At 68.2% G+C, this 26,230-nt stretch carries 25 protein-coding genes; 14 read left to right on the top strand and 11 right to left on the bottom strand.

Translation table 11 applies throughout. The features are described from left to right. Positions 1 to 4: 4 nt before the first annotated feature. The 3 genes from ACIBH2_RS19495 (at position 5) to ACIBH2_RS19505 (ending at position 5,388) form a co-directional block, all read left to right on the top strand. Positions 5 to 1,009: a diiron oxygenase gene (locus ACIBH2_RS19495; RefSeq protein ID WP_397120893.1), complete on the top strand. Its 1,005-nt coding sequence runs from the start codon at positions 5 to 7 to the stop codon at positions 1,007 to 1,009. Continuing rightward, complete coding sequence (locus tag ACIBH2_RS19500; RefSeq protein WP_397119248.1) at positions 1,010 to 2,596, top strand: FAD-dependent oxidoreductase; 1,587 nt, start codon at positions 1,010 to 1,012, stop codon at positions 2,594 to 2,596. 767 nt (positions 2,597 to 3,363) lie between these two features. Continuing rightward, positions 3,364 to 5,388, top strand: a complete 2,025-nt coding sequence (locus ACIBH2_RS19505) for a hypothetical protein (RefSeq protein ID WP_397119250.1) — start codon at positions 3,364 to 3,366, stop codon at positions 5,386 to 5,388. A 993-nt stretch (positions 5,389 to 6,381) separates the two neighbouring features. Here the strand turns inward: ACIBH2_RS19505 and ACIBH2_RS19510 are convergent. From ACIBH2_RS19510 to ACIBH2_RS19520, 3 genes are all read right to left on the bottom strand, one after another. Next, on the bottom strand, positions 6,382 to 7,143 hold the full coding sequence (locus ACIBH2_RS19510; RefSeq protein ID WP_397119252.1) for an SDR family NAD(P)-dependent oxidoreductase: 762 nt from the start codon (positions 7,141 to 7,143) through the stop codon (positions 6,382 to 6,384). A gap of 146 nt (positions 7,144 to 7,289) precedes the next feature. Further along, on the bottom strand, positions 7,290 to 7,940 hold the full coding sequence (locus ACIBH2_RS19515; RefSeq protein ID WP_397119254.1) for an HAD family hydrolase: 651 nt from the start codon (positions 7,938 to 7,940) through the stop codon (positions 7,290 to 7,292). Continuing rightward, positions 7,937 to 8,407 carry a winged helix-turn-helix transcriptional regulator gene (locus ACIBH2_RS19520; protein ID WP_397119256.1) on the bottom strand — a complete coding sequence of 157 codons (471 nt, stop codon included), beginning with the start codon at positions 8,405 to 8,407 and terminating at the stop codon, positions 7,937 to 7,939. The genes ACIBH2_RS19515 and ACIBH2_RS19520 overlap by 4 nt, the downstream gene beginning before the upstream one ends. Positions 8,408 to 8,498: 91 nt before the next feature. Here ACIBH2_RS19520 and ACIBH2_RS19525 point away from each other — a divergent pair, with 91 nt between their 5' ends. Further along, positions 8,499 to 9,179: a nitroreductase gene (locus tag ACIBH2_RS19525; protein ID WP_397119258.1), complete on the top strand. Its 681-nt coding sequence runs from the start codon at positions 8,499 to 8,501 to the stop codon at positions 9,177 to 9,179. A 12-nt stretch (positions 9,180 to 9,191) separates the two neighbouring features. On the opposite strand, the gene ACIBH2_RS19530 is transcribed toward ACIBH2_RS19525, so the two are convergent. Next, positions 9,192 to 9,632 carry a nitroreductase family deazaflavin-dependent oxidoreductase gene (locus ACIBH2_RS19530; RefSeq protein ID WP_397119260.1) on the bottom strand — a complete coding sequence of 147 codons (441 nt, stop codon included), beginning with the start codon at positions 9,630 to 9,632 and terminating at the stop codon, positions 9,192 to 9,194. A 142-nt stretch (positions 9,633 to 9,774) separates the two neighbouring features. Between ACIBH2_RS19530 and ACIBH2_RS19535 the strand changes: the two genes are divergently transcribed. Beyond that, positions 9,775 to 9,984, top strand: a complete 210-nt coding sequence (locus ACIBH2_RS19535; protein ID WP_397119262.1) for a hypothetical protein — start codon at positions 9,775 to 9,777, stop codon at positions 9,982 to 9,984. A gap of 109 nt (positions 9,985 to 10,093) precedes the next feature. On the opposite strand, the gene ACIBH2_RS19540 is transcribed toward ACIBH2_RS19535, so the two are convergent. The 6 genes from ACIBH2_RS19540 to ACIBH2_RS19565 all read right to left on the bottom strand — a co-directional run bounded on the left by ACIBH2_RS19540 (position 10,094) and on the right by ACIBH2_RS19565 (position 15,823). Continuing rightward, a complete protein-coding gene (locus tag ACIBH2_RS19540) occupies positions 10,094 to 10,882 on the bottom strand; it encodes a sirohydrochlorin chelatase (protein WP_397119264.1) in 789 nt (262 codons plus the stop codon). 1 nt (position 10,883) lies between these two features. Then, on the bottom strand, positions 10,884 to 12,185 hold the full coding sequence (locus tag ACIBH2_RS19545) for a sulfate adenylyltransferase subunit 1 (protein ID WP_397119266.1): 1,302 nt from the start codon (positions 12,183 to 12,185) through the stop codon (positions 10,884 to 10,886). Next, the gene (gene cysD, locus ACIBH2_RS19550; RefSeq protein ID WP_397119268.1) at positions 12,185 to 13,111 is read right to left on the bottom strand and encodes a sulfate adenylyltransferase subunit CysD; all 927 of its coding nucleotides are present in this window, start codon (positions 13,109 to 13,111) and stop codon (positions 12,185 to 12,187) included. The genes ACIBH2_RS19545 and cysD overlap by 1 nt, the downstream gene beginning before the upstream one ends. Further along, a complete protein-coding gene (locus tag ACIBH2_RS19555) occupies positions 13,090 to 13,809 on the bottom strand; it encodes a phosphoadenylyl-sulfate reductase (protein WP_397119270.1) in 720 nt (239 codons plus the stop codon). The genes cysD and ACIBH2_RS19555 overlap by 22 nt, the downstream gene beginning before the upstream one ends. Before the next feature lie 16 nt (positions 13,810 to 13,825). After that, positions 13,826 to 15,610, bottom strand: coding sequence for a nitrite/sulfite reductase (locus ACIBH2_RS19560; protein ID WP_397119272.1), 1,785 nt, complete (start codon positions 15,608 to 15,610; stop codon positions 13,826 to 13,828). Positions 15,611 to 15,730: 120 nt separating this feature from the next. Then, a complete protein-coding gene (locus tag ACIBH2_RS19565) occupies positions 15,731 to 15,823 on the bottom strand; it encodes an Ms4527A family Cys-rich leader peptide (protein ID WP_354835468.1) in 93 nt (30 codons plus the stop codon). A 169-nt stretch (positions 15,824 to 15,992) separates the two neighbouring features. Between ACIBH2_RS19565 and ACIBH2_RS19570 the strand changes: the two genes are divergently transcribed. The 7 genes from ACIBH2_RS19570 to ACIBH2_RS19600 all read left to right on the top strand — a co-directional run bounded on the left by ACIBH2_RS19570 (position 15,993) and on the right by ACIBH2_RS19600 (position 22,681). Then, the gene (locus ACIBH2_RS19570; protein WP_397119275.1) at positions 15,993 to 16,403 is read left to right on the top strand and encodes an SgcJ/EcaC family oxidoreductase; all 411 of its coding nucleotides are present in this window, start codon (positions 15,993 to 15,995) and stop codon (positions 16,401 to 16,403) included. A gap of 50 nt (positions 16,404 to 16,453) precedes the next feature. Next, positions 16,454 to 17,656: a radical SAM family heme chaperone HemW gene (gene hemW, locus ACIBH2_RS19575; protein ID WP_397120895.1), complete on the top strand. Its 1,203-nt coding sequence runs from the start codon at positions 16,454 to 16,456 to the stop codon at positions 17,654 to 17,656. Between the two features lie 97 nt (positions 17,657 to 17,753). Continuing rightward, entirely contained in the window at positions 17,754 to 18,896 is a 1,143-nt protein-coding gene (locus ACIBH2_RS19580) for an epoxide hydrolase family protein (RefSeq protein WP_397119277.1), read from the top strand. A gap of 41 nt (positions 18,897 to 18,937) precedes the next feature. Continuing rightward, positions 18,938 to 19,516, top strand: a complete 579-nt coding sequence (locus tag ACIBH2_RS19585) for a thioredoxin family protein (RefSeq protein ID WP_397119279.1) — start codon at positions 18,938 to 18,940, stop codon at positions 19,514 to 19,516. A gap of 160 nt (positions 19,517 to 19,676) precedes the next feature. Continuing rightward, on the top strand, positions 19,677 to 20,717 hold the full coding sequence (hrcA, locus tag ACIBH2_RS19590; RefSeq protein ID WP_397119281.1) for a heat-inducible transcriptional repressor HrcA: 1,041 nt from the start codon (positions 19,677 to 19,679) through the stop codon (positions 20,715 to 20,717). A 64-nt stretch (positions 20,718 to 20,781) separates the two neighbouring features. Next, complete coding sequence (gene dnaJ, locus ACIBH2_RS19595) at positions 20,782 to 21,936, top strand: molecular chaperone DnaJ (protein ID WP_397119283.1); 1,155 nt, start codon at positions 20,782 to 20,784, stop codon at positions 21,934 to 21,936. Between the two features lie 4 nt (positions 21,937 to 21,940). Next, on the top strand, positions 21,941 to 22,681 hold the full coding sequence (locus tag ACIBH2_RS19600) for a 16S rRNA (uracil(1498)-N(3))-methyltransferase (RefSeq protein WP_397119285.1): 741 nt from the start codon (positions 21,941 to 21,943) through the stop codon (positions 22,679 to 22,681). Between the two features lie 17 nt (positions 22,682 to 22,698). Here ACIBH2_RS19600 and ACIBH2_RS19605 read toward each other — a convergent pair whose 3' ends face one another. After that, entirely contained in the window at positions 22,699 to 23,955 is a 1,257-nt protein-coding gene (locus ACIBH2_RS19605) for an MFS transporter (protein WP_397119287.1), read from the bottom strand. A 102-nt stretch (positions 23,956 to 24,057) separates the two neighbouring features. Between ACIBH2_RS19605 and ACIBH2_RS19610 the strand changes: the two genes are divergently transcribed. Both ACIBH2_RS19610 and ACIBH2_RS19615 read left to right on the top strand, forming a co-directional pair. Continuing rightward, positions 24,058 to 24,957 carry a LysR family transcriptional regulator gene (locus ACIBH2_RS19610; protein ID WP_397119289.1) on the top strand — a complete coding sequence of 300 codons (900 nt, stop codon included), beginning with the start codon at positions 24,058 to 24,060 and terminating at the stop codon, positions 24,955 to 24,957. Between the two features lie 211 nt (positions 24,958 to 25,168). Then, positions 25,169 to 26,230: a PhoH family protein gene (locus ACIBH2_RS19615; RefSeq protein WP_397120897.1), complete on the top strand. Its 1,062-nt coding sequence runs from the start codon at positions 25,169 to 25,171 to the stop codon at positions 26,228 to 26,230.

Genomic DNA, 26,230 nt, shown 5'->3' on the forward strand with positions numbered 1-26,230 from the left:
GACGATGTCCGTAGCCACATCGCCCACCGACGACCCCGTGGTCGCCGAAGCTCAGGAATACGCGCAGAAACTTCTGCTGCTGTCGGAAGGGTCGGTCAACAAGCACTTCGATCCTTACGAGGACATCGACTGGGAGAACCCGGATTTCGATGCGAACGCCAAGCCCGAGCGCTGGATCCTGCCCGCCTCCGCCGACCCGCTGGGCCGCCACCCGTGGTACCAGGCGCTGAGCGACGAGCAGAAGATCGCCATCGGCAAGTACCGCCAGGCCAATGTCGCCAAGGTCGGTCTGCAGTTCGAATCCATCCTGATCAGCGGCATGGTGAACCACACCTTCTCGCTGCCCAACGGTGACCCGGAATTCCGGTACTGCACCCACGAGATGGCCGAAGAGCTCAACCACACCCTGATGTTCCAGGAGATGGTGAACCGCATCGGCATGGACGTGCCCGGTATGGGCCCGATCGTGCGCCAGCTGCGCCACCTCGGCGTGCCCGTCGCGGTCATGTTCCCGAACCTGTTCTTCATGGCGGTGCTCGCGGGCGAGGAGCCCATCGACCACATCCAGAAGCAGATCCTGCGCTCCGGCGAGGACGTGCACCCGATCATGCGCGGCGTCATGGCGATTCACGTCGCCGAGGAGGCCCGCCACATCTCCTTCGCGCACGAATTCCTCAAGCAGCACGTGCCCGAGCAGGGCGCGCCGCAGCGCCTGGTCCTCTCGGTCGCCATGCCGATCGTCATGTGGATTCTGGGCCGCTCCATCGCGACCCCGCCGAAGTCCTTCTTCAAGGAGTTCGACATTCCGGAATCGGTGCGCAAGGAGCTGTTCTACGGCTCCAAGGAGGCCAAGCAGGTCTTCGCCGACTACTTCGTGGACGTGCGCGCGCTGGCCAAGGAGATCGGCCTGATGAACCCGGTGTCCAAGGCGGTCTGGAAGCTGCTGCGCATCGACGGTCCGACCTCCCGGTACCGCTCGGAGCCGCTGCGCGGCGCCAAGGCGGTCTAGATGCCCTACGTCGTCACGCAGTCCTGTTGCAGCGACGCGTCCTGCGTCTACGCCTGCCCGGTCAACTGCATCCACCCCACGCCCGACGAGCCGGATTTCCGGACGGCGGAGATGCTCTACGTCGACCCCAAGGCGTGCGTCGACTGCGGCGCCTGCGCGACCGCGTGCCCCGTGGACGCGATCGTCTCCTCGAAGCGCCTCACCGACGAGCAATTGCCGTTCATCGAGATCAATGCCGACTTCTACCGGCAGGATCGGCCGCGGCCGCTGCTGGCGCGGCCCATCCCCGCGCCGGAGGTCAAGCCGGGCCGGGAACCGTTGCGGGTGGCCGTCATCGGCTCCGGTCCCTCGGCCATGTACGCCGCGGACGAACTGCTCACCCAGCAGGATGTGCGCGTGACGGTCTTCGACCGGCTCGCCACGCCCTACGGTCTGGCCCGCTTCGGCGTCGCGCCGGATCACACCAAGACCCGCAAGGTGAGCACGCTGTTCGACACCATCTCGGCGCAGCCGGGATTCGGGTCGTACCTGAATGTCGAAGTGGGCAAGCATGTCTCGCACGAGGAGCTGCTGAACCACTACCACGCCGTGGTGTACGCGGTGGGCGCGTCCTCCGACCGCAAGCTCGGGATTCCGGGCGAGGGTCTGCCGGGCGCGGTCTCGGCCACCGAGTTCGTGGCCTGGTACAACGGGCATCCCGATCACGCCGACCGCTACTTCGACCTGTCGCAGAAGCGGGCCGTCATCGTCGGCAACGGCAATGTGGCCCTCGATGTCGCGCGACTGCTCACCACCGATCCGGAGCTGCTGGCGGGCACCGATGTCTCGCCCAAGGCGCTGACCGCGCTGCGGCGCAGCAAGATCGAGGAAGTGGTGATCGTCGGGCGGCGCGGTCCGGCCGAATCCGCCTTCACGGTGCCGGAGTTCGTGGGCCTGCTGGGCGCGGACGTCGATATCGTGGTCGAGGGTGAGATTCCCGAAGACGTCGCGGGACAGCCGGAGAAGGTGCGCCAGAAGCTGAAGCTGCTGCGTAGTCTGGCCGCACGGCCCACCGGTGGGCGCAAGCGGATCGTGCTGCGCTACCTGTCCGCGCCGACTTCCATCGCGGGTATCGACCGGGTGACCGGTGTGGAGCTGGTGCGCAATGGGCTCGTCGCCGACGCCGAGGGCGTGGTGCGGGCGGTGCCGACCGAGGAGACCGAGACGCTCGAGACCGGGCTGTTGCTCACCTCGGTGGGTTACCGGGGCGTACCGCTTCCCGGACTGCCCTTCGACGAGCAGGCCGGGGTGATCCCGAATCTCGATGGCCGGGTGCTGGAATCGGTGGGTGGCGCGGTCGTCTCCGGCACGTATGTGACGGGGTGGATCAAGCGGGGACCGACCGGTTTTATCGGGACCAACAAGTCCTGTGCTCAGGAAACCGTGCGGCAGCTGGTCGCCGACTTCAATGCGGGGCGCTTGCCCCAACCCGCCGGTAGCGCAGGCGAATTCGACCGACTGGTTGGAACTCGGCAACCGCAGGCCATTCGCGGGGGTGCGGCCAACCAGCCTCGGCGCTCGCTGCGATTGCTGGTGCGCAGCCGGTAGTACTCCTCCCTCGACGGAACAGCCGCCGCATACGACCTCGTTCGTATGCGGCGGTTGGCGTTTCGCAACCGACCAGGATGTGTGGGTTGTGAACCTTCCGCGGGGTCTCGAACGGCGGGCGCGGCTTCCGGTGTGTGGCGGGGGAATTCGCTCGGCGGCGGCAATCCACACCATTCGGGGCATTGAACTTTCGGGCGAGCAACCGACCAGTCACTTGAAACTCGGACCGTCGTGCGCGTATTCCGGTTTTCTTTGTACGGGGTCTTATCGGCGACCGGTTGGTATGCAATGGGATTCGCTGTGTTGTAGCCACAATTGGAGACTGGTCGGTATTCATGCGCGGCCAGTTCGTTTCGATCTTGGTCTGACTATCCGACGACCAGTGGATTCGCAAACTTGGCTACCGTTCATGAAACCTTTTCCTCCAATTCAACATTCACGTCCGGCATGCGCCAGCTAACCTGAACGCGCTGTTTGGTAAACGACCGCGACCACATGGTTGTGCGACGTGGGGCCGTGGTCACGGTGCGTTTGACGGGATGGCAATGACTGTTGGCTTTGGCATGAGCATCGGCACAGTGAACTCCGTGTGGGCGATTACGGGATCGAATTCACGGTCGAGCGGTGATCGAAACAGGCCAGCCGTTCGAGTTCGGCGAACCGCCATCACCTTCGATAGCGCAGGGGGTGCCCGAATTGGTGGGATTCCTCAGTTCGCCCCGGTTGTCACGGATTTCGCGGACCTGAGTCGGGAGCCCGATCCGGTCGTGATCGGCGGACGCATCTGGTCCCCGGCCGACCTGGTGGCCGCCGTGGTGAACGGGCTCATCGAGAGCAACGCGCCCGAGGTGCCCGCGGTAACCGCCTATCCCGCAAGCTATTCCGAACGGTACGTGCACCGGCTGCGACGGGCGCTGGACTGGTCGGGCGCGGCCGATGTGACGCTCATGCCCGAACCCGTCGCGGCGGTGGAGTGGTTGGACGCCCAGCACGGAATCTCCGACAGCGGACTCACCCTCGTCTACGACCTGGGCGGCAACAGCCTCGATATCGCGGTGGTGCGCACCGAGGCCGATCGCGGGGAGCGCGGCGTGCTCGGCCGTGCCGTGCGCTCGCACGACTACGGCGGGCGGCCGCTCGGTACGCTGCTGGCGCGGTACGCGCGCAGTATCTCGCCCGAGGCCACCCAGCCGGTGTCGACCGTGGTGCCCGCCGCGGATACGAGTCGCTTGCGCACCTGGCATATTCGCAATTCGCTACGGCTGGTGCGGGCCTGCGTGCACCGGTCCGGGTTGAGCATGAACCACATCGACCGGGTGCTGCTCATCGGTGGTGCGGCGCGGCCCGTCGAGGTGGCGCGCGCGCTCACCGAACTGGGGCTGCCCATCATCATGTCGCCGGATCCGGCGCACACCGTGGCGGTCGGCGCGGCCATCGCGGCGGCGCGCGGCGCCGAAACCGGTTCGAATATCGGGAAATACGCGCCGAAGGCCGCCGCGCTCTCCGGCGCGGCCGTGGCCTCGGCACTGGCCATGTCGGCCGCGACCATGCTCGGTGGTACGCCCGGAGCGCCCGGCTTCGAGGCCGCGCCCGATACCACCGGCGCCACAAAGACTTCCGGGACCGGCGCACACGACGTACTCCTCCTCGACGACGTGAGCGCCGCTCCCGGGAGCCGCGGCCACGCGGTCAGCCCCGCCGCCAACTTCCGCCCCTACGGCGGCATCGCGCCGACCGTGACCGGCACCTGGTCCGGTGGGCGGCCGGTGAGCACCGCGCGCGGCAAGAACAGCTGCGAACCCAGTGTCAACCGAGGCAACTCGACCTACGCGGACCCCTCCCGCTTCACCAACCCGATCCCGTTCCACATAGCCCCGTCACCCAACTCGTCCCTGGCCATCGGCCCCGTCACCCCCGGCCAACTGCCGTCGGTGAGCCTGCCCGACCGACCCAACACCGGCCAGCCCGTCACCAATCCCATTGGGACACAACCCGGCCCGATCGGAGTCCCGGGTACGGACCCGGGCACCACTCCGGTCGGCGGCACCCTCCCGGACATCCCCTCCGCCCCGGGCACACCCCCCGACGCGACCACTCCCGGCACCGCGCCCGGTGGTGCGACACCGAGCGACCCCACCACCCCCGATGTGACATCACCCGGCGGAGGAACAACCACCCCGGATGGCACAACCGGTGGCGGGACCGCCCCCAGCGACGGCACCTCAGGGGGCGACACCTCCGGCGGCACCACGGGCGGCGGAGCCACCGACGGTGGAAGCACCAGCGGCGGAACGTCTTCCGGCGGAACCTCCGGCGGTGGTACCGGTGACTCGACCGGCGGCTCCACCTCCGGCGGTACCGGGGGCGGCACTGGCGGCTCTGGTGGCTCGGCTGGTTCCGGTGGCTCGGGCGGTTCTGGTGGCTCGGGCGGTTCGGGCGGATCTGGCGGTTCGGATGGTTCGTCCGGCGGCTCCGGCACTGGCGGCTCCAGCTCAGGCGGAAACTCCTCCGGCGGAACGTCTTCCGGCGGCTCAGGCGGCAGCGGCGGCTCCGGCGGATCTGGTGCGTCGGGCGGCAGCGGCGGATCTGGCGCGTCCGGTGGTAGCGGTGGCTCTGGCGGTAGCGGTGCGTCCGGCGGTAGTGGTGGCTCTGGCGGTAGCGGCGGGTCCGGCGGTAGTGGTGGGTCGGGCGGTAGTGGTGGCTCTGGCGGTAGTGGCGGGTCCGGCGGCAGCGGAGGCTCCGGCGGTGGCGGTGGCGGTGGCGGTGGGGGAGGTGGCGGCGGAGGCAAGTAGCTCGAACCCGACGTCACGCCAGGAGGTCCCACTCCCCATGAACACCCCCGACCCTTCGAACCACCCAACCCCCGAACGCCCACACCACATCTCACCCCCAACCCAAACCCACCCCTCCATCCAACCGCCCCCGCCACCCGACCCGACAACCCCCTCGCCGCCATTTCACTGGTTCGACCACGCACCGCCGGTAGGAGAATCGAGTACCACCGCCTCGCCGCGCCGGTTCGAGCGTGAGTCGGCGCAAGGCGAGATGCAGGGATCCCGCATTCCACCTCGCCAGGTGGAACCTTGGTCGGCGACAGGTGAGGAGTCGAGTGCTGCTGCGCCGCCGCGCCGGTTCGAGCGTGAGTCGGGGCGAGGCGAAGTGCCGGACACCCGCATTCCGCTTCGTCCGCTGGAGCCCGGGTCGGCGAGAGGTGCGGAGTCCAGCACTGCTGCTCCGCCTCGCCAGTTCGAGCATGAGTCGGCGCGAGGTGAGGTGCAGGGATCCCGCGTTCCGCCTCGTCAGGTGGAACCTGGGTCATCGACAGGGGAGGAGCCGAGCGCTGCTGCCTCGCCGCGCGGGTTCGAGCGTGAGTCGGCGGCCGGGGAGACGCTGCGCGATTGCGCTCCGTCCCGGTGGTTCGAGCAGCAGGCGCCGCTGTGGGAGGCGTCCGGTTCGGCGGGTGCGTCGCAGCGGGGTTCGGAGGCGGTGCGGCCGTATTCGAATTACTGGGTGGGGCTGGGGGATTCGGTTTTCAAGCCGCGGCGGACGTGTGCATCGCCGTCTCGTGCTCATGGCTACGGTCGGCGGCGTTCGTCGCCGTAGCCCGCCAGGCGGCCGACCGTCACGCCCCCCGTGCGACCCAGCGTGACGGTCGGCTCGCCGCCCTGCACCCCGGATCCCAGTTGCCCCTGCGGCCTTCCGGATCGTGCCGGGCGGCACCGGAGCCAGCCCATCCCGTGTCGTACCGTGCCCCCGACGCGGGGTGGGCTTCCTCTGACTTCGGTTCAGCGAGCGGTGAATCCGCCGTCGATCGCCAAGGCCGCGCCGGTGATGAAGCTGGCCTCGTCGCTCAGCAGGTAGGCGCAGAAGGAGGCGACCTCCTCGGGGCGGGAGATGCGGCCCAGGGGATGCAGCGCCGCGATAGCGGCCTCACCATCCGGGGTCGCGCCCATCGAAGCGCGGAAGGCTGGAGTGTCTACTGCGCCGGAGACCACCGCGTTCACGCGGATGCCCCGATCGGCGGCCTCCAGGGCGACGGCGCGAGTCAGCCCCACGACGCCGTGCTTGGCGGCCACGTACGGCGCGACCTGCCCCATGCCGACCACGCCGAGATTGGAGGCGTTGTTGAGAATCGCGCCGCCCCCGGAGGCCGCCAGCGCCGGAACCTGATGGCGCAGACCGTAATACACGCTGGTCAGGTTGAGCTCGATATCCGCCCGCCAACCGGACTCGTCCACCTCGTCGACATTGCCGAAGGCATTCACCGCACCGGCATTGTTGAAAGCCGCGTCCAGACGGCCGAATTCGCGCACGGCGGCATCGGTGAGCCGCTCCACATCGGCCTCCACCGTCACATCGGTGGGCACGAACACCGCCCGCCCACCGGCAGCCCGAATCTCCTCGACCATCCGGTCGCCGACCTCTTTGCCCCGCGCGCCCAGCACCACGGCGGCCCCCTCGGCGGCGACCCGCCGCGCGACCGCCGCGCCGACACCGGAGGTGGCACCGGTGATCAGAACAACCTTCGACTCGAACCGAGAACCCATCGCTCTATCCCCTTGCGGTAGAACTTTTTTCGTTGACGTGTCTAGTAAACGTCGGCACAAGGGGTGTGGCTGGCGGGAATCGGTCGTGGCATTTGACGTGTCATGTAGGAGGTCGGGCTGGTCGCTTCACCCGGGAATCACGCAGGTCAGATGCGGGGGAGGATATCCACCAACGCATCGAGGCCGTCGACGACCACCCCGTACTTGCTCGCCTGCGGCAGCTCCGAGTGCAGGTAGCCCCACGGCCCCCGACGCACCAGGACTGGAACCATCCCCGCCGCATTGGCGGGCATCACATCGTTGTCCACCCGGTCGCCGACATAGCAGATGTCGGCGGCCGCCACCCCCGCCACCTCCGCGACCTTCAGGAAGAACTTCGGATCCGGCTTCTCCAACTCCCACTCGGCCGAGGTGTAGATCCCGTCCACCGGCAGATCCATCCGCTCCAACGCCGCCTTCGCCTGCGGCGGCTGATTTCCGGCGATCAACACCCGAATCCCGCGCTCGCGCAACGCACCCAGCGCCCGCCGCACATCCGGATACAGATCATCGGCATCGAAGTTCACCCGCAACCCCTCGGGATCCTCGGCCGCCCACTTGATCTGCTCGGCCTCCAGATCGATTCCGGGAGAAAGGATTTCGAAGGCGTCCGCGAGCGGCCGCCCGGTGGCGGCCATCCCGCCGATCACCCCGAGCATGGCGAAGCGCGGCACCCCCAGACGATCGGCCCACCGGCTCCAGATCCGCGTCTCGTCGATCAGCGTCTCGCCCACATCGAACACCACAGCCTTGATCATCGGCCCAGCGTATCGGTGTCGACCGGCATTCCGGGGCCGGGTGTCGGGATCACCTCGCGCGCGGTCATCTCCGCACGGCAGGAATCGCATTCGAGTCGGATATGGGCCTCACCGTCGCAGTCGCGATGCCCGTAGCGCACCGGTGGGCCCTCGGGGGCCATGTACGTGTCGCCCCAATCCCGAATGGCCATGAGGATCGGGTAGATGTCGTGGCCCTTGGGAGTGAGCCGGTACTCCTCGTGCGCCCCTTCGGCTGATTGCTGTTTCACCAGAATGCCGTGCTCGACCAGCCGCGCCAGGCGGTCGCCGAGCCGACTGCGCGAAATGCCCAGCGTCGTCTGGAAGTGGTTGAACCGTCGCACGCCCATGAAGGCGAATTTGAGAATCAGCAGCGTCCAGCGGTCGCCGAAGATCACCAGCGGCCGCGTGATCGAGCACGGGTAATCGGCGAGTTCCTCGTAGCGCACGCCCCGATGCTACCCCTGCGGTTCCAAAATGAGACCGAATCCTGTTAGTGTTCGGTCTCGAATCGAGACCACATCGGCAAGGGGTTCCACCATGGCAACGGATCAGTACGACGTCCTGCGCGACATCCTCGACCAGCGCTGGACCTGCCGACAGTTCCGGCCCGACGCGGTACCGCGCGAGACCATCGAACGGCTGCTGGAACTCGCCCAGCGCACCCCCTCGTGGTGCAATACCCAGCCCTGGCAGGTGGTCCTCACCTCGGGCGCGGCCACCGACCGCTTCCGTAAGGCGCTTCTGGAGCATGTGCGGAGTGCCGCTCCCGCAGCCGATTTCGACTTCCCGGCCAAATATGACGGGGTGTTCCGAGACCGCCGCCGCGAGTGCGGATTCCAGCTCTACGACAGCCTCGGCATCGTCAAGGGCGATCAGGCGGGCACCATGCGGCAGATGCTGCGCAATTTCGAACTCTTCGACGCCCCGCACGTGGCCATCGTGACCAGCGAGGCCGACCTCGGGGTCTACGGAGCCGTCGACGCGGGCCTGTACATCGGCAATTTCCTGTTGGGCGCACAGAGTCTCGGCCTGGGCGCCGCACCCCAGGCCGCGCTGGCGAACTACTCGCCGTTCCTGCGCGAGTACTTCGAGATTCCCGACCACCGCCGCGTGGTCGCCGCGATCTCCTTCGGCTATGCCGACACCGACCACCCGGTCAATGGATTCCGCACGCGCCGTGCGGATCTGGCCGAGGTCGTCACCTGGCACACCGACTGATTCGCCGCAGCCTCAGACCGGTTTCGTCGGCGTGAGCACCGCCACCGGCAGCACCCGGCCACCCGCCTTGCGCTGGTAATCGGCGAAGAACGGTGCCCGCGTGGTGATTTCGGCGAACAGCTGCTCCCGTTCGGGGTCCTCGGCCACCCGCGCCGAGACCTCGTGGGTATCGGCTCCGATTCGCATCTGCGCGTGCTTGGCCGCCGCCAGGTTCTTGAACCACTGCGGATCCTGTTTCATACCACCCGCGGAGCCGCACACCAGGTACGCCCCGTTGTGGTCGAAGTACACCACCGGTGTGGTCCGAGGTTGTCCGGTCTTGCGGCCCGGCACGGTAAGCAGGGCGACGGGCAGGCCCTTCACCGAGCCGCCGAACTTGCCATTGCTGCGGCGGTAGACCGCGACGGTGGCCGATTGGCCGAGGGTGATGATCTTCTTCAGCATCGGATTCATGGCGATCTCTTTTCTGGGGTGCTGAGCCCAGTGTCGCGCGTGCGGCACCTCGGTGTTCCGGTTTCGGGAGCACCGGCGGCCGGGAGTGGGTATGGTGCGGACCAAGTTGTGAAACTAATGCCTTTCAAAAAGGAGCTCCACCATGCGCACCATGCTGCGGACCGGCGCTATCGCCTTCGGAATCGGCGCTGCCGCCCTCGTCGCCGGATCGGCCTCGGCCGAGATCCCCTTGGTGGACGCGCCGTCCGTCGAGGTCGTCGCGCCGCATTCGGCCCCGATCGCCGATGACGACAACGCCATGTGCTCGAAGGTGACCGGTTCCTTCGGCAAGGACTACGAAGCCTGCATGTGAGCCGTGCCGCGAGGCGCGAGTCCCGCTGTCGGCCGGGGCTTCCCGGGCAGGGAACACGCTCTGGCCGACAGTGTGGATTCGCGGGGCAGGCCGGTCCACCGCTCGATCGTCAGGCGCTGAGCGTGAGCGGTGCCGCCACCGCCGCCTCGTAGCGATCCCACCCGATCTCGGTGAGCGCCCGGTGCGGCCCGATGACCTCGGCATGCACCGTATCGGACGCGGCGTTCCACAACCGGTCGGTGAGCAGTCCGGGGGCGAGGAACCAGGGCGCCACCAGCACCTCGTCGGCCCCGCGCGCCCGCAGTCGAGCCACCGCCTCGCCGACCGTCGGTTCGGTGGTGGCGAAGCAGATCTCGGTATCCCAGCCGGTGATTCCGGTGAGCAGCCGCGCCACCCACGCGGTGCGGGCATTCGCCGCGGCCGACGACGAACCGACGGCCGCCACGGCCACACCCACGCGTTCGGGTGAGCGGCCTTGTGCGGCAAGCGCTTCCAGCGCCCGATCGCGCAGCGCGGCGATGAGCCGGGCATCCGGCCCCAGCACATCGGCCTGGGTCAGCCGCAGCCGAGGATTGCGGGCCCGCGCGGAGTCCAGTAGCCCGGGCAGATCCACCCGAGCGTGAAACGCGCTGCCCAACAACAGCGGCACCACCACGGCGTGCGTATGCCCGTCCGCCGCAACGGCATCCACGACCTGCTCCACCGAGGGCGTACTCAGATCGAGAAAAGCCAACCGCACGTCGACGCCCGGCCGTCGCGCGGCGATACCTTCCACCACCGCGTGCATGGTCGCCGCCGAGCGCGGATCGCGGCTGCCGTGCGCGACCGCGATCAACGCCGGTGCGCGCACCCCCTCCACCGGTGCCGCCGAGGCGACACCGAGGACGGGCCGGATCATCTCAGACCCCGATTTCCGCGCCGACCTCGACCGCGGTCAGCGCATCGCCGACCAGTCCGGCGGCGAGGGTGTTGCCACCCGCCGGATCGATCAGCAGGAAGCTGCCGGTGTGGCGGTTGACGCTGTAGTCGTCGGCGGTGATGGGGTCGGCGACGCGCAGGGAGACACGGCCGATGTCGTTGAGCGCCAACGTCTCCGGATTCGGGTCGGCCGACAGGTGCTGCTCGTCGAAGCGCTCGAGGAGCGCGCCGACGATCGCCTGGGTGGTGCGGGTGCCGTGCTTGAGCAGCAGGCGCGCGCCCGGGCGCAGCGGCTTGTCGCCGAGCCAGCACACGGTGGCGTCGAAGGAGTCGATCGGCTCCGGGGCGTCCGCGGCGGCGGCGATGATGTCACCGCGCGAGACGTCCACGTCGTCGGCCAGGATCAGCGTGACGCTGCGACCCGGCTGTGCCTGCGGCAGTTCACCATTGGGGGTGTCGATGCGCTCGACGGTGGTGCGGATACCCGAGGGCAGCACCACGACCTCGTCGCCCTTGGTGACCACGCCCGCCGCGACCTGCCCGGCGTACCCGCGGTAGTCCGGGTACTCGGCGGTGCGCGGCCGGATCACGTACTGCACCGGGAAGCGCAGGCCCACCTGGTGGCGGCCCTGGGCGTCGGCGTCCACCGGCACCGATTCCAGGTGCTCGATGAGCGAGGGCCCGGTGTAGTACGGGGTGTTCTCCGAGCGCGAGGCGACATTGTCACCGTGCAGCGCCGAGACCGGGATCTCCTGCACGTCCTCGGGAGCCCAGCCGAGTTTGGCTGTCAGCACCGCGAATTCGGTGCGGATGGTGTCGAACACCTCGGCCGGGTCGTCGACCAAGTCGATCTTGTTCACGGCCAGCACCAGCTTCGGCACACCCAGCAGCGCCATGACGGCGGCGTGGCGGCGGGTCTGCTCGATGACGCCCTTGCGCGCGTCGACGAGCAGGATCACCAGCTGCGCGGTGGACGCGCCGGAGACGGTATTGCGGGTGTACTGCACGTGCCCCGGCGTATCCGCGAGCACGAAAGACCGCTTGGGCGTGGCGAAGTAGCGGTAGGCCACGTCGATGGTGATGCCCTGTTCGCGCTCGGCGCGTAGGCCGTCCACGAGCAGCGACAGATCCGGCGTGGACAGGCCCTTGTCGACCGAGGCGCGGGTGACCGCGTCGATCTGGTCGGCCAGCACGGATTTCGTGTCGTAGAGCAGGCGACCGACAAGGGTGGACTTCCCGTCGTCGACCGATCCGGCGGTGGCTAGTCGGAGCAGGTCGGACATCAGAAGTAACCCTCTCGCTTACGGTCTTCCATGGCCGCTTCGGAGACACGGTCGTCGCCGCGGGTAGCGCCACGTTCGGTGAGTCGCGACGCCGCCACCTCGGCGAGAATCGCCTCGTTGTCGGCCGCGTCGGAAATGATCGCGCCGGTGGTGGAGCCGTCGCCGACGGTGCGGTAGCGCACCGACTTGGTCAGCAGCTCCTCACCCTCGGCCGGGCCGCCCCAGACGCCGGGGGTCATCCACATGCCGTCGCGCTGGTACACCGGACGCTCGTGCGCGTAGTAGATGTTCGCCAGTTCGACGTTCTCGCGGGCGATGTAGCGCCAGATGTCCAGCTCGGTCCAGTTGGAGATGGGGAAGACGCGCACATGCTCGCCCGGAGCGTGCTTGCCGTTGTACAGGTTCCACAGCTCCGGCCGCTGCCGCTTGGGGTCCCAGCGCCCGAAGGCGTCGCGCAGCGAGAAGATGCGCTCCTTGGCGCGCGAGCGCTCCTCGTCGCGGCGGCCACCGCCGAAGACCGCGTCGAAGCGGTTCTCGTTGATGGCATCCAGCAGCGGCACGGTCTGCAGCGGATTGCGGATGCCGTCGGGTCGCTCGGTGAGCCGACCGTCGGCGAGGTACTCCTCCACCGACGCGACATGCAGTCGCAGGCCGTACTTCTCGACCACCTTGTCGCGGAATTCGAGCACCTCGGGCAGGTTGTGCCCGGTGTCCACGTGCAGCAGCGCGAACGGCAGCGGCGCGGGCCAGAAGGCCTTGAGCGCCAGGTGCAGCAGGACGGTGGAGTCCTTGCCGCCGGAGAACAGGATCACCGGCCGCTCGAACTCCCCCGCCACCTCGCGGAAGATGTGAATGGACTCCGACTCCAGTGCTGCCAGGGTGTCGAATTCGGTCTCGAGAGAAGTCATGAGGCGTGCAACCCGCATTCGGTCTTGGCGAGGCCAGCCCAACGGCCGCTTCGCGGATCGGATCCCGGTTCCGGCTTCCGTGTGCACGGAGCGCAACCGATGGACGGATATCCCTCCTCCACAAGGGGATTGACGAGAATGCCATTGGCCTCGATATAGGCGGCCATGTCCTCGTCCGACCAAGCGGCAATCGGATTGATCTTCACCAGTCCGAAGCCCTCGTCGTAGGAGATGAGGGGAGCGTTGGCGCGGGTGGGAGCCTCCACCCGGCGGATGCCGGTCACCCAGGCGTTGTAGCCGGTGAGCGACTTCTTCAGCGGCACCACCTTGCGCAGGCGGCAGCATTCGGCGGCGTCACGGGCGAACAGGTCCTTGCCGAGCAGCTGATCCTGTTGCGCCACAGAGTTTTCCGGGGTGACGTTGACAATGTTCACGCCGTAGACCAGCTCCACCGCGTCGCGGGTGCCGATGGTCTCGGCGAAGTGGTAGCCGGTGTCGAGGAACAGCACGTCCACATTCGGATGCACCTGCGCGGCCAGCTGGACCAGCACCGCGTCCTGCATGTTCGAGGCCACGATGTAGCCGTTGCCGAAGGTGTCCTCGGTCCACTGCAACAGTTCCTGCGCGGTGGCGTTCGGGCCCAGCTCGGCCGCGCCCCGCTCGGCGATGGCCCGCAGTTCGGCCTCGGCGAGTTTCGTCGTCGATTGTGTTGTCATGGAACAGTTCTCCCAACTACCGCAGATCCGCTTCGTCGGCACGGACAGCCCACTGTGCGAACCGCTCTCCACCGTCGCGGTTCTTGACGAAGTTGCGCACCACACGCTCGATGTAGTCACCGAGCTCCTCGCTGGTCACCTTGTGCTGGCGCAGCTTGCGGCCGAAGCCGCTGTCGAGCCCGAGGCTGCCTCCCAGGTGAACTTGGAAGCCCTCCACCTGATTCCCCTCGCCGTCGTCGACGAGCTGGCCCTTGAAGCCGATATCGGCGATCTGGGATCGGCCGCAGGAGTTGGGGCAGCCGTTGATGTTCACGGTGATGGGCACATCGAGGTCGGCATTGATATCGGCCAGGCGCTGATCCAGTTCGGGTGCCAGCACCTGTGAGCGCTTGCGCGTCTCGGTGAACGACAGCTTGCAGAACTCGATACCGCTGCACGCCAGCAGGTTTCGCCGCCAGTGCGACGGACGTCCGTGCAGGCCGAGCGGTTTCAGCTCGTCGATGAGCCACTCGACCTTGTCGTCGGGCACGTCGAGCACGATGAGCTTCTGGTACGGGGTGAACCGCACTCGGTCGGAGCCGATGCTCGCGACGGCGTCGGCCACCTGCTGCAGGATGGTGCCCGAGACGCGTCCGGCGATGGGGGAGAAGCCGATGGCATTGAGGCCGTTGCGCAGCTTCTGCACGCCGATGTGGTCGATGGGCCGCTCCGGCTTCTCCGGCGCGGGGCCGTCGATGAGCTTGCGCTTCAGGTACTCGTCCTCGAGTACCTGGCGGAACTTCTCCACGCCCCAGTCCTTGACCAGGAACTTGATGCGCGCCTTGGTGCGCAGGCGGCGGTAGCCGTAGTCGCGGTACAGCGAGACGATGGCCTCCCACACATCCGGCACCTCGTCCAGGGGCACCCAGGCCCCGAGGCGCTGCGCCAGCATGGGGTTGGTGGACAGGCCGCCGCCGACCCACACATCGAGGCCCGGACCGTGCTCGGGGTGTTCGACGCCGATGAAGGCGACATCGTTGATCTCGTGCACCACATCCTGCTGACCGGAGATGGCGGTCTTGAACTTGCGCGGCAGGTTGGAGTACTTCTTGTCGCCGATGTAGCGCTTCACGATCTCCTCGATCGCGGGCGTGGGATCGAGGACCTCGCCGAAGGATTCACCGGCGAGCGGGGAGCCCAGCACCACGCGGGGGCAGTCGCCGCACGCCTCGGTGGTCTGCAGGCCGACCTCTTCGAGCCGCCGCCAGATCTCCGGCACGTTCTCGATCTCGATCCAGTGGTACTGCACGTTCTCGCGGTCGGAGAGATCGGCGGTGTCGCGGCCGAACTCGGTGGAGATCTCGCCGAGGGTCCGCAGCTGCTTCACATTGAGCGCACCGGCGTCGCAGCGCACCCGCATCATGAAGTACTTGGCCTCGAGCAGGTCGATGTTCTCGTCGCCGGTGAAGGTGCCGTCGTAGCCCTGCTCGCGCTGGGTGTAGAGACCCCACCAGCGCATGCGGCCACGCAGATCGGCCTTGTCGATGGAGTCGAAACCCTGCTTGGAGTAGATGTTCTCGATGCGCGCGCGCACATTGAGCGGGTTGTCGTCCTTCTTGCTCTGCTCGTTGGCATTGAGCGGTTCGCGGTAGCCGAGCGCCCACTGGCCCTCGGACTTGCGCCGAACCGGCTTGCCGGTCCGCTCCCGCGGCGCCACCGGAGCCGCCGAACGCGGACGGTCCGGGCGCACGCGGCGTTCCGCGGCGGCGGGGCGTGCGGGGCGAGCGTTATCGGAACTCGAGGCGTCGGTGCTCGACGTCATTGGAGCGCTCCTGGGGGTCTTGCGGGCAGGCGGGAGGGGCTGGCTCTCGCCTCCGGAAAATCAGTGAACCGACCGCTCGGCGTCGACTGGGACGCCGGGATCGAGAGAATGGGAGCCGATCTACCGGAGGCTTCCCGGCAGACAGCTCGCGCTGCAAACTCGCTTGAAGTCGACATGGCGACGCGCCACGAGTCGTACTCCAAGTCCAGTCATGAGGGATATTGTGCCACCTCACGAGGGCCGTTTGGACCGTCCGCCAGTATTTTCCGCACTTTCCCGGGAAATCCCCTGGACGCGTGACCGGATTTGTGACGCGTCTCATAGATCGCCGCCGTGGGCGCGGATTGACCTGAAGCATGGTTGATATTTCACGATCGACGGCATGAGCACAGCAGCAGAAGTCGACACCACCGCCGAACTCGAGGCCATCCACGCCGTCGTGGCCGCCGTCGACCGGGCGCAGCGCGCCGAGGACGCCGACGCGTTCCTCGCCCTGTTCCACCCCGACGCCATCTGGACCACCGGCCACGGCAAATTCCTCAATGGCCTCGACGAGATCTCCACGTTCACCCGCGCGGTGATGCCCGGCGCGACCAAGGACGGCTACGCCACCTACGAACCCTTCTTCGTCCGGTTCATTCGGCCCGACGTGGCCGTGGTCAAGGTCCGCCAGCTGTACTTCGATCACGACGGCGTGGTGCGGAGCGAGGGCTCGCCGCTCTACGGCATGACCAAGGAGAACGGCCGCTGGCTGCTCACCTTCAACCAGAACACCCCGGTTGTCACCGACTGACCGGATGCGGTGTGACCGGCGCGACCGGTCACACTGGTGTGGTGACCTCCATCGGGACCCCCGCCCTGACCACCGCGGCTCAGCCCACGCTGACGCTGCGTGATTTCGGCGGTGGCCCCTTCGGGATCTACATCCACGTGCCGTTCTGCGCCACGCGCTGCGGGTACTGCGATTTCAACACCTACACCGCGGGCGAGCTGGGCACCTCCTCCTCGCCGGAATCGTGGCTGACGGCACTGCGCGGCGAATTGGCCACGGCGGCGCGGGAATTCGACGCGCTGCCGTCGGCGACGCCCGCGGTCGAGACCGTTTTCGTGGGCGGCGGGACGCCCTCGCTGCTGGGCGGCGAGGGGCTGGCGACCGTACTCGACGCCATTCGCGACAACTTCACCCTCGCCCCCGGGGCCGAGGTGACCACCGAATCGAATCCCGAATCCACCTCGCCGGAATTCTTCGCACGCCTGCTGGACGGCGGATTCACCCGGGTCTCGCTCGGCATGCAGTCCGCGGCCGCGCACGTGCTGAAGGTGTTGGACCGCACCCACACTCCCGGCCGCGCCGTCGCCGCCGCCCGCGAGGCCCGCGCCGCCGGATTCGAGCACGTCAACCTCGATCTCATCTACGGCACGCCGGGGGAGACCGACGCCGACCTCGACGCCAGCATCGACGCGGTGCTCTCGGCGGGCGTCGACCACGTCTCGGCCTACTCGCTCATCGTCGAGGACGGCACGGCCTTGGCCCGCCGGGTGCGCCGCGGCGAACTGCCCGCCCCCGACGGCGATGTGCTCGCCGATCGCTACGAACGCCTCGACATCCGGCTGCGCGCCGCGGGCCTGGACTGGTACGAGGTCTCCAACTGGGCCGCCGACGCCGCCGCCCGCTGCCGCCACAACCTCGGCTACTGGGACGGCGGCGACTGGCTCGGCGCGGGACCGGGCGCGCACAGCCATCTCGGCGGCGTCCGCTGGTGGAATGTGAAACACCCTGCGCGCTATGCCGACAGCGTCGCCCAGGGCGGTCTGCCCGCCGCCGGGTGGGAGCTGCTCACCGACGAAGAGCGCTACACCGAGCGCGTCATGCTCACCGTCCGCCTGCGCACCGGCCTGCCCCTCGACGACCTCGACGCCGACGGCCGCGACGCGGCGCGGCGGGTGATCGCCGACGGACTGGCCGAACGCCGGGCCGATCACCTCGTGCTCACCGACCGCGGCCGCCTGCTCGCCGACGCGGTGGTGCGTGAGCTGCTGACCTGACTCCCGGCCGAAACCACGCCGCGAAGACGACGATCCGGACTAGGCTCGGGCCTATCAGGGCTCCCGAGTCCCGCGTTGCGGCTGCGAGGTATTCGTCATGTTCGACGATGACATTGTCCCCTTCCAGATCGAGATCACCCGGACCGAGCAGTGGGATCTGCGCCGTCGGCTCGGCGAAACCCGTTGGCCCGCACAGATTCCCCATGTCGGCTGGGCGCGCGGCGTACCCGTCGACTATCTGCGCGAACTGGCCGGGTACTGGGCCGAGCAGTTCGACTGGCCCGCCTGGGAGAAGCGCCTCAATTCCTTTCCGCAGTACGTCACCACCATCGACGGTGCGCGAATCCATTTCCTGCACATACGGTCTCGCCAGCCCGACGCGGTTCCGCTGCTGCTCCTACACGGCTGGCCCGGTTCGGTCGTGGAGTTCCTGAAGATCATCGAGCCGCTCACCGATCCCGGCGGCCCCGGCCCGATCTTCGACCTCGTCATCCCGTCCCACCCGAACTTCGGATTCTCCGGTCCCGCACCGGATTCCGGCTGGGACAGCACCCGCACCGCGCGCGCCTACGTCGAACTCATGCACCGTCTGGGCTATCCCCGCTACGCCGTACAGGGCGGCGATTACGGCGCGTTCATCGGCCCCGATATCGGCCGCATCGCCCCCGACCGGGTCATCGGCGTGCACGTCAATGCCGCCACCTGGGGCTTCATGCCCACCGGCGCGGTGCCCGACCAGGAGATCGAGACCTTCACCGAACTCGAGCGCATACGCCTGCGCAGTATCGGCGCGTTCCTCTCCGACGGCAGCGGCTACTTCCAGATCCAGGGCACCCGCCCGCACACCCTCGGCTTCGCGCTTGCCGACTCCCCGGCGGGCCAATTGGCTTGGATCGTCGAGAAATTCGAGTCCTGGACCGGTTCCGAAGGCACCCTCGACGACCGTGTCGACCGCGACCACATGCTGGCGAACATCTCCGTGTACTGGTTCACCAACACCGGCAGCTCCTCGGCCCAGATGTACTACGAGACCGCGCACGCGCGGAACCGGCCCACCCGATCGCCGGTGCCCACGGCGGTGGCGAACTTCGCCGAGGATGTGGCCATTCGCCGCTACGCCGAACAGACCAACACCATTGCCCGCTGGACCGATTACGACAGTGGCGGCCACTTCGCCGCCATGGAGACCCCCGACATCCTGGTCGACGATATCCGCGCCTTCTTCCGCGAACTGATCTGATTCGCCGAGCCCACCCGCCCGCGCGGGCGGACAATGGACGCATGGCTCTCGAATCGCAGATGGTCGAACTCGGTACGCCCGCACCGGACTTCACCCTGCCCTCCGTCGAGGGCGAATTGGTGTCGCTCGGCAGCTTCGCCACCGCGCCGGGCCTGCTGGTCGTCTTCCTGTCCAACCACTGTCCCTACGTGCGCCACATCGAGAAGACCTTCGGCGCGGTCACCGCCGAACTGCGGGCCGAGGGCCTCGCCACCGTCGCCATCGCCAGCAACGACATCCAGAACTATCCCGACGACGATGCCGAGCACCTGCGCGAACAGGCACAGCGCGCGGGCTTCACCTTCCCGTACCTGCTCGACGAATCGCAGGAGGTGGCCAAGGCCTTCCACGCCGCCTGCACCCCGGACCTGTTCCTCTACGACGCCGACCGTCGGCTCGCCTACCGCGGCGAATTCGATGCCGCCCGGCCCGGCAACGACCTGCCCTGCGATGGCGCGTCGCTGCGCTCGGCGTGGTCGCATCTGAGCTCCGGCGGTCTGGTGCCCGAACCGCACGCGCCGAGTATCGGCTGCGGTATCAAGTGGCGGCCCGGCAACGAACCGAGGTTCACCCTGGGCTAGTCCGCGCGCCCACCGTCCGCGCCGCTCACGACGCGTGCGCGGGCGATTCGCCGACGGGGAATTAAACTGGATTTCGGATCAACCGGGAATCCGCGTGGATCACGCTGTGCCGTAACCGGCGGATTCGGCGAACCCGAAGGCGAACGAGGAGGTGGGGCCCATGTCGAGCACCGAACAACGACGGCTCGAGGTCCTGCGTGCGATCGTCGCGGACTATATCGCGACCAAGGAACCGATCGGCTCGAAGAGCCTGGTCGACCGGCACAATCTGGGTGTCTCCAGTGCCACCGTGCGCAATGACATGGCCGTGTTGGAGGCCGAGGGATACATCACCCAGCCGCACACCAGCTCCGGGCGCATTCCGACCGACAAGGGCTACCGGCAATTCGTCGACCACATTGCCGAGGTCAAGCCGCTGTCGGCGGCCGAGCGCCGGGCGATCATGGAATTCCTGGAGAGCGGCGTCGATCTCGACGACGTGCTGCGCCGCGGCGTGCGACTACTCGCGCAGCTGACCCGCCAGGTGGCCATGGTGCAGTACCCGACGGTGACCGCGTCCACGGTGCGCCACCTCGAGGTGGTGGCGCTCAATCCGGCGCGACTGCTGCTGGTGGTCATCACCGATACCGGCCGCGTCGACCAGCGGCTCGTGGAACTCGGCGATGTCGTCTCCGAAGAGGACCTCGCGGCACTGCGCGGCATGCTCGGCAAGGCCATGGACGGCAAACGGCTCGGCGCGGCCTCGGTCGCGGTGGCCGAACTGCCCAACAACGCGCCCGCCAAGCTGCGCGATGTGCTCATTCGGGTCTCGACCGTGCTGGTGGAGACCCTCGTCGAACATCCCGAGGAACGGCTGGTGCTGGGCGGCACCGCCAACCTCACCCGCAGCGCGTCGGATTTCGCGGGCAATGGCTTCCCGGGTTCGCTGCGCTCGGTGCTCGAGGCGCTCGAGGAGCAGGTGATCGTGTTGAAGCTGCTGGCCGCGTCCCAGCAGCCGGGTACCGTGACGGTGCAGATCGGTGAGGAAACCAAGGTCGAACAGATGCGTGGCACGGCGGTGGTGTCCACCGGCTACGGGGTGACGGGTACCGTTCTCGGGGGTATGGGTGTGCTTGGTCCGACTCGGATGGATTACCCGGGGACCATCGCTTCGGTGGCCGCGGTCGCCCGGTATATCGGTGAGGTGCTCGCCGAACGGTGAGGAACTCGCCCACACGGTAGGCACGGCCAGAGTGAACGAATCAGGACAGGACTAGAGAGCGCAAGTGGCACGGGACTATTACGCACTGCTCGGTGTCGCGCAGAACGCGACCGACCAGGAGATCAAGCGCGCCTATCGCAAACTGGCACGCGAACTGCATCCCGACGTGAATCCGGATCCGGCGGCGCAGGAGCGCTTCCGCGAGGTGTCGAGCGCGTACGAGGTGCTCACCGACCCGGAGAAGCGGCGCATTGTCGATCTCGGCGGTGACCCGCTGGAGTCCGGCGGCGGTATGGGCGGCGGCTTCTCCGGCGCGGGCTTCGGCGGGCTCGGCGATGTCTTCGAGGCGTTCTTCGGCGGCATGAGCGGCTCCGGCGGGCAGCGCAAGCCGCGCGGTCGCGTACAGCCCGGCGCGGATTCGCTGCTGCGCACCCGACTGTCGTTGCAGGAGTGCGCGGTCGGCGTCACCAAGCATCTGACCGTCGACACCGCGATCCTGTGCGACCTGTGCCAGGGCTCGGGCACCAATGGCAACTCCAAGCCGGTGCGCTGTGAGACCTGTGGCGGCGCGGGCGAGGTGCAGACCGTGCAGCGGTCCTTCCTCGGCCAGGTCATGACCTCGCGGCCGTGCCCCACCTGCCGTGGCGCGGGCGAGACCATCCCGGACCCCTGCCGCAAGTGCGGCGGCGACGGTCGGGTGCGGTCGCGCCGGGAGATCTCCGCGCCGATTCCGGCCGGTGTGGCCAGCGGTATGCGGGTGCGGCTCGCGGCGCAGGGCGAGGTCGGTCCGGGCGGTGGTCCGGCCGGTGACCTCTATGTCGAGATCGTGGAGCAGCCGCACGACACCTTCGTGCGCGACAGCGACGACCTGCACTGCACGATTCGGGTGCCCATGGTGGACGCGGCGCTCGGTGCCACGGTGGTCATCGACACCATTCTCGACGGCCCGGTCGAGCTGACGATTCCGGCGGGCACCCAGCCCGGCGAGGTGTCGGTGCTGCGCGGGCACGGTATGCCGAAGCTGCGCGCCAATTCGCGCGGTGACCTCATCGCGCACCTGGACATCGTGATTCCGACCAAGCTGGACGGTAAGCAGACCGATCTGCTGCGCAAGTACAAGGGGTTGCGCGGCAACGAGCGCACCGAGGTGCTGTCGGCGCAGTCCGAGCACAACAGCGGGCTGTTCGCGCGGCTGCGCGCCTCCTTCAGCGGACGCTGATCCGTTGGCCGCCACCGTCTTCTACCTCGACGAGGTGCCGGAGCCGGGCAGCACCGCGGTACTCGACGGCCCGGAGGGACGGCACGCCGCCACGGTGCGCCGCATCCGCGTCGGCGAACCCATCACGCTGTCGGACGGGCACGGCGTCCTCGCCGAATCGGAAGTGGTCGCGGCCCAGAAGGATCGCCTGGAGTTGAAGGTCCTCGGTCGCCGGGTCGCCGACCCGGCGACCCCGCAGGTGACGGTGATCCAAGCGCTGCCCAAGAGCGACCGCTCCGAACTCGCCGTGGAACTCATGACCGAAGCGGGCGCGGACGCGATCATCCCGTGGCAGGCGGCGCGCTGCGTCTCCAACTGGGAAGCCAAGGCGCACAAGGCCGTAGAGAAGTGGCGCACCGCCGCCAAACAGGCCGCCCGCCAATCCCGCCGCCCCTACATTCCGGATGTGGCCGACCTGCACCGCACCGCGGACGTGGTGCGGCTGGTTCGCGACGCGAAAGCGGCGGGCGCGGTGGTGGCGGCTCTGCACGAATCCGGTGCGGGCCGCTTCACCGAGTTGCCCTTCGACGGCGTAGCCGAAGTCATCCTCATCGTGGGACCCGAAGGCGGCCTGGACGATGCGGAACTGACCGCCCTCGCCGACGCGGGCGCGGACATCGTGCTGCTCGGCCCCACCGTCCTGCGCACCTCCACCGCCGCGGCGGTAGCCCTCGGCGCGCTGGGCGCACTGACGCCGCGCTGGTAGCGGGGCGTGCGATCTGCTCACGCGGCTTCGGTTGCCCCGGTTGTCGATTCATCGGGCGCGGCCGCGACGGACGTGGTCGCCTCGGGGATGACACGCAAAGTCATCACGAGAATCGCCGCCACGGCCACCAGCACGGCGATGTAGCCGACCAGGCCGGGCCAGCCCGCCCGGCCGAAGGCGAGGCCCGCGAGGCCGCCGATGACCGAATTGCCCAGGTAGTAGGCGAAGAGGTACAGGGAGGACGCGGCAGCGCGATTGCCCACGGCGGCGGCTCCGACCCACCCGCTCGCCACCGCGTGCGCACCGAAGAAGCCCGCCGTGCACAGCAATACGCCGAGCAGGATGAGGGGCAGTCGCTCAGGCAGGGTGCATGCCACGCCGAGTCCCATGGCCGCGATGGCCGTCGTGAGCACCCGTGCGCGACCCAGGCGATCCGCCAGCCGCCCCGCGAAAGTCGCCGATACCGTGCCCGCCAGATACATGATGAACACCGAACCCGCTGTGGCCTCGGATAATTCGAATGGCACATCGGTCAGGCGGAAGCCCAGGAAGTTGTACATGGCCGTGAAACCGCCTGCCAGCACGAAGGCCAGTCCGAACAGTGAGAGCAGGGTGCGGTGGCGCAGATGACCCACCAGATCGCCTGCGAGAGTTCGGATATCGACCCGCTCGGCGGTGAAGCGTCGCGACGGCGGCAGTGTGTGGACGAACCAGGCCGTGCACGCCGCCGCCAGTGCGCCGAGCAGGGCGGCGGCCCAGCGCCACGACGCCGCCTCCAGCGCCACCGCCGGAATCAACCGTCCGGCGAGCCCGCCCACGGTCGTGCCGGATACATAGACGCCCATGGCCGCGCCCAGTCCAGCGCTTCCGATCTCCTCGGCGAGATAAGCCATCGCCACGGCGGGCACCCCGGCCAAGGCCACGCCCTGAATCGCCCGACCGGCGAGCAGGACCTCCAGCGAGGGCGCGAAAGGCAGCAGCAGCCCGATAGCGCAGGTCGTCACCGCTGACACCCGCATGACCCGCGTCCGCCCGAATCGGTTCGAGAGGACGCTCACCGGCACGATCGCCGCCGCGAGCAGTCCGGTGGTCAGCGAGACCGCCAGCGCCGTGTGCGCGGGAGTCGACCCGAACGCCGCGGACAGGCTCGGCAGCAGCGCCTGCGCACTGTACATCGACGCGAAGGTGGTGAGCCCGGCGGCGAAGAGCGCCACGATGATTCGCCGATCGTGGCGCGCGGTAGCGGGAGGCTCGGTGGCGGCTGCGAGGTTCATCTGCTCACCATGCGCAGACCGAGGTTCCGAAAGGAAATGCATAATAGAGTACGAGTTGATGCAATCAGCGCATAAGCAGAGCTGATCCCGGGGAGGCAGTCGATGTCGAGTGACGACCTGCACTGGTTCACCACCCTCGCCGAACTCGAGCGCGTCGGCGCGGCCGCCGAACGCCTGCATCTGACCCAGCCGACGCTGTCGCGCATGCTGGCCCGACTGGAGCGCCGCCTCGGTGTACAGCTGTTCGACCGTCACGGAAAGCGCTTGACTCTCAACGACTTCGGCCGTGTCTACTACGAGCACGCCCGCCGCGCGCAGTCCGAACTCGACGCCGCCGCAAGAGAACTCGCGGATCTCGCCAATCCCGCCAAAGGCGTTGTGCGCCTCGCCTTTCAGCACTCCTTGGGTGCACGCCTGGTACCCGAGCTCATCGCGGGCTTCCGCCGCACGTCGGGCCGCATCACCTTCACCCTCAGCCAGGACGCCGCCGACGTGGTCACCGATGCCGTCGTCGACGGCACCGCCGACCTCGCCCTGGTCTCCCCGAAACCCACCACCCCCGGCCTGGGCTGGCGCCCCCTGCTGCGCCAACGCCTGGCCCTGGCGGTCCCCGCCGACCACCGCCTGGCCACCCGCCGCCACATCCACCTCGCCGAGGCCGCCGACGCCGAATTCATGGCCATGCACCCCGGCTTCGGCATGCGCCGCGTCCTCGACGACCTCTGCGCCGCAGCCGACTTCCGCCCCCGCATCACCTTCGAATGCAGCAACCTCGGCACCATCGCGGGCCTGGTAGCCGTCGGCCTCGGCGTCGCGCTGCTGCCACTGGAGGACCCGCGCGTCATGGGCCTACAGCCCGGTCTTACCCTGCTGCCCCTCGCCGATCCGAACGCGACGCGCACGGTGGGCATGATCTGGTCACCGGCGGCGGCCCCCTCGGAGGCGGCGCGCCGGTTCCGCGACTACGCCTTCACGTGGGCCGACGCCCAGCCCGAGCCGTAGCCCTGACCCCCTCTCGCGCTGGTCACCGCCGCGGCTCGGGTGCGTGACGGTCTCGCAGCGCGCCTGTCGGTAGCAGAGTATTCACTGGGCGGGCGCGGCTGGCGGCGGTAAACTTTCCTCAACGAAGTGATGCTCGAGACCGGAAAGCAGGCATTAGCCACTTTTGAGAACACCAGGCGAAAACGGCGATCAGACCGCCCCCACCGCTGACATCGGGGCCGTCGGCAATGGTACGGGACCAGCAGGTCGGACCGTTCGTTCGAGCATCGAGCTCGCACCGGAGTCGGTGTTCGGCTTCCTGGGCTCGGCCGATGAGAATCTGCGCGAACTCGAGGGGCTGCTCGACGCCGATATCCATGTGCGCGGCAATTCCGTCACCTTGACCGGCAGGCCCGCCGATGTGGCGCTCGCCGAACGCGTTGTCGCCCAATTGGTCGCGCTCACCGCGCGCAATCGGGTGGTTACGCCGGAGGCCGTGCGGCACACCTACTCCATGCTCACCGAGGGCTCCTCGGACTCCCCGGCGGAGGTGCTGAGCCTGGACATCCTGTCCCGGCGCGGCAAGACCATCCGGCCCAAGACGCTCAACCAGAAGCGCTACGTCGATGCCATCGACGAGCACACCATCGTGTTCGGCGTGGGTCCGGCGGGTACCGGCAAGACCTATCTGGCCATGGCCAAGGCCGTGCAGGCGCTACAGTCCAAGCAGGTCAACCGCATTATCCTGACCCGGCCCGCGGTCGAGGCGGGGGAGCGGCTGGGCTTCCTGCCGGGCACTCTGAACGAGAAGATCGACCCGTATCTGCGTCCGCTCTACGACGCGCTGCACGACATGATGGATCCGGAAGCCATTCCGAAGCTCATGGCGGCCGGGGTCATCGAGGTCGCACCGCTGGCTTATATGCGCGGTCGCACCCTCAATGATTCGTTCATCATTCTCGACGAGGCGCAGAACACCACGGCCGAGCAGATGAAGATGTTCCTCACACGCCTCGGCTTCGGTTCGAAGATCGTGGTGACCGGTGACATCACCCAGGTCGACCTGCCCACCGGCGCACGGTCGGGGCTGCGGGCGGCGGTGGAGATTCTCGACGGGATCGACGATATCCAGATCTCCGAGCTCACCAGCGCCGATGTGGTCCGCCACCGCCTCGTCGGACAGATCGTGGACGCCTACGACCGCTTCGAATCCGAGGCGCGTCCGGCGGTGACGGCGCACTATCCGGGCAATCGCGCGCAGCGACGTGCCGCGAGCCGAGGAGAGCGTCGCTGA

The organism is Nocardia sp. NPDC050406 (genome assembly GCF_044459025.1).
Classification (GTDB): domain Bacteria; phylum Actinomycetota; class Actinomycetes; order Mycobacteriales; family Mycobacteriaceae; genus Nocardia.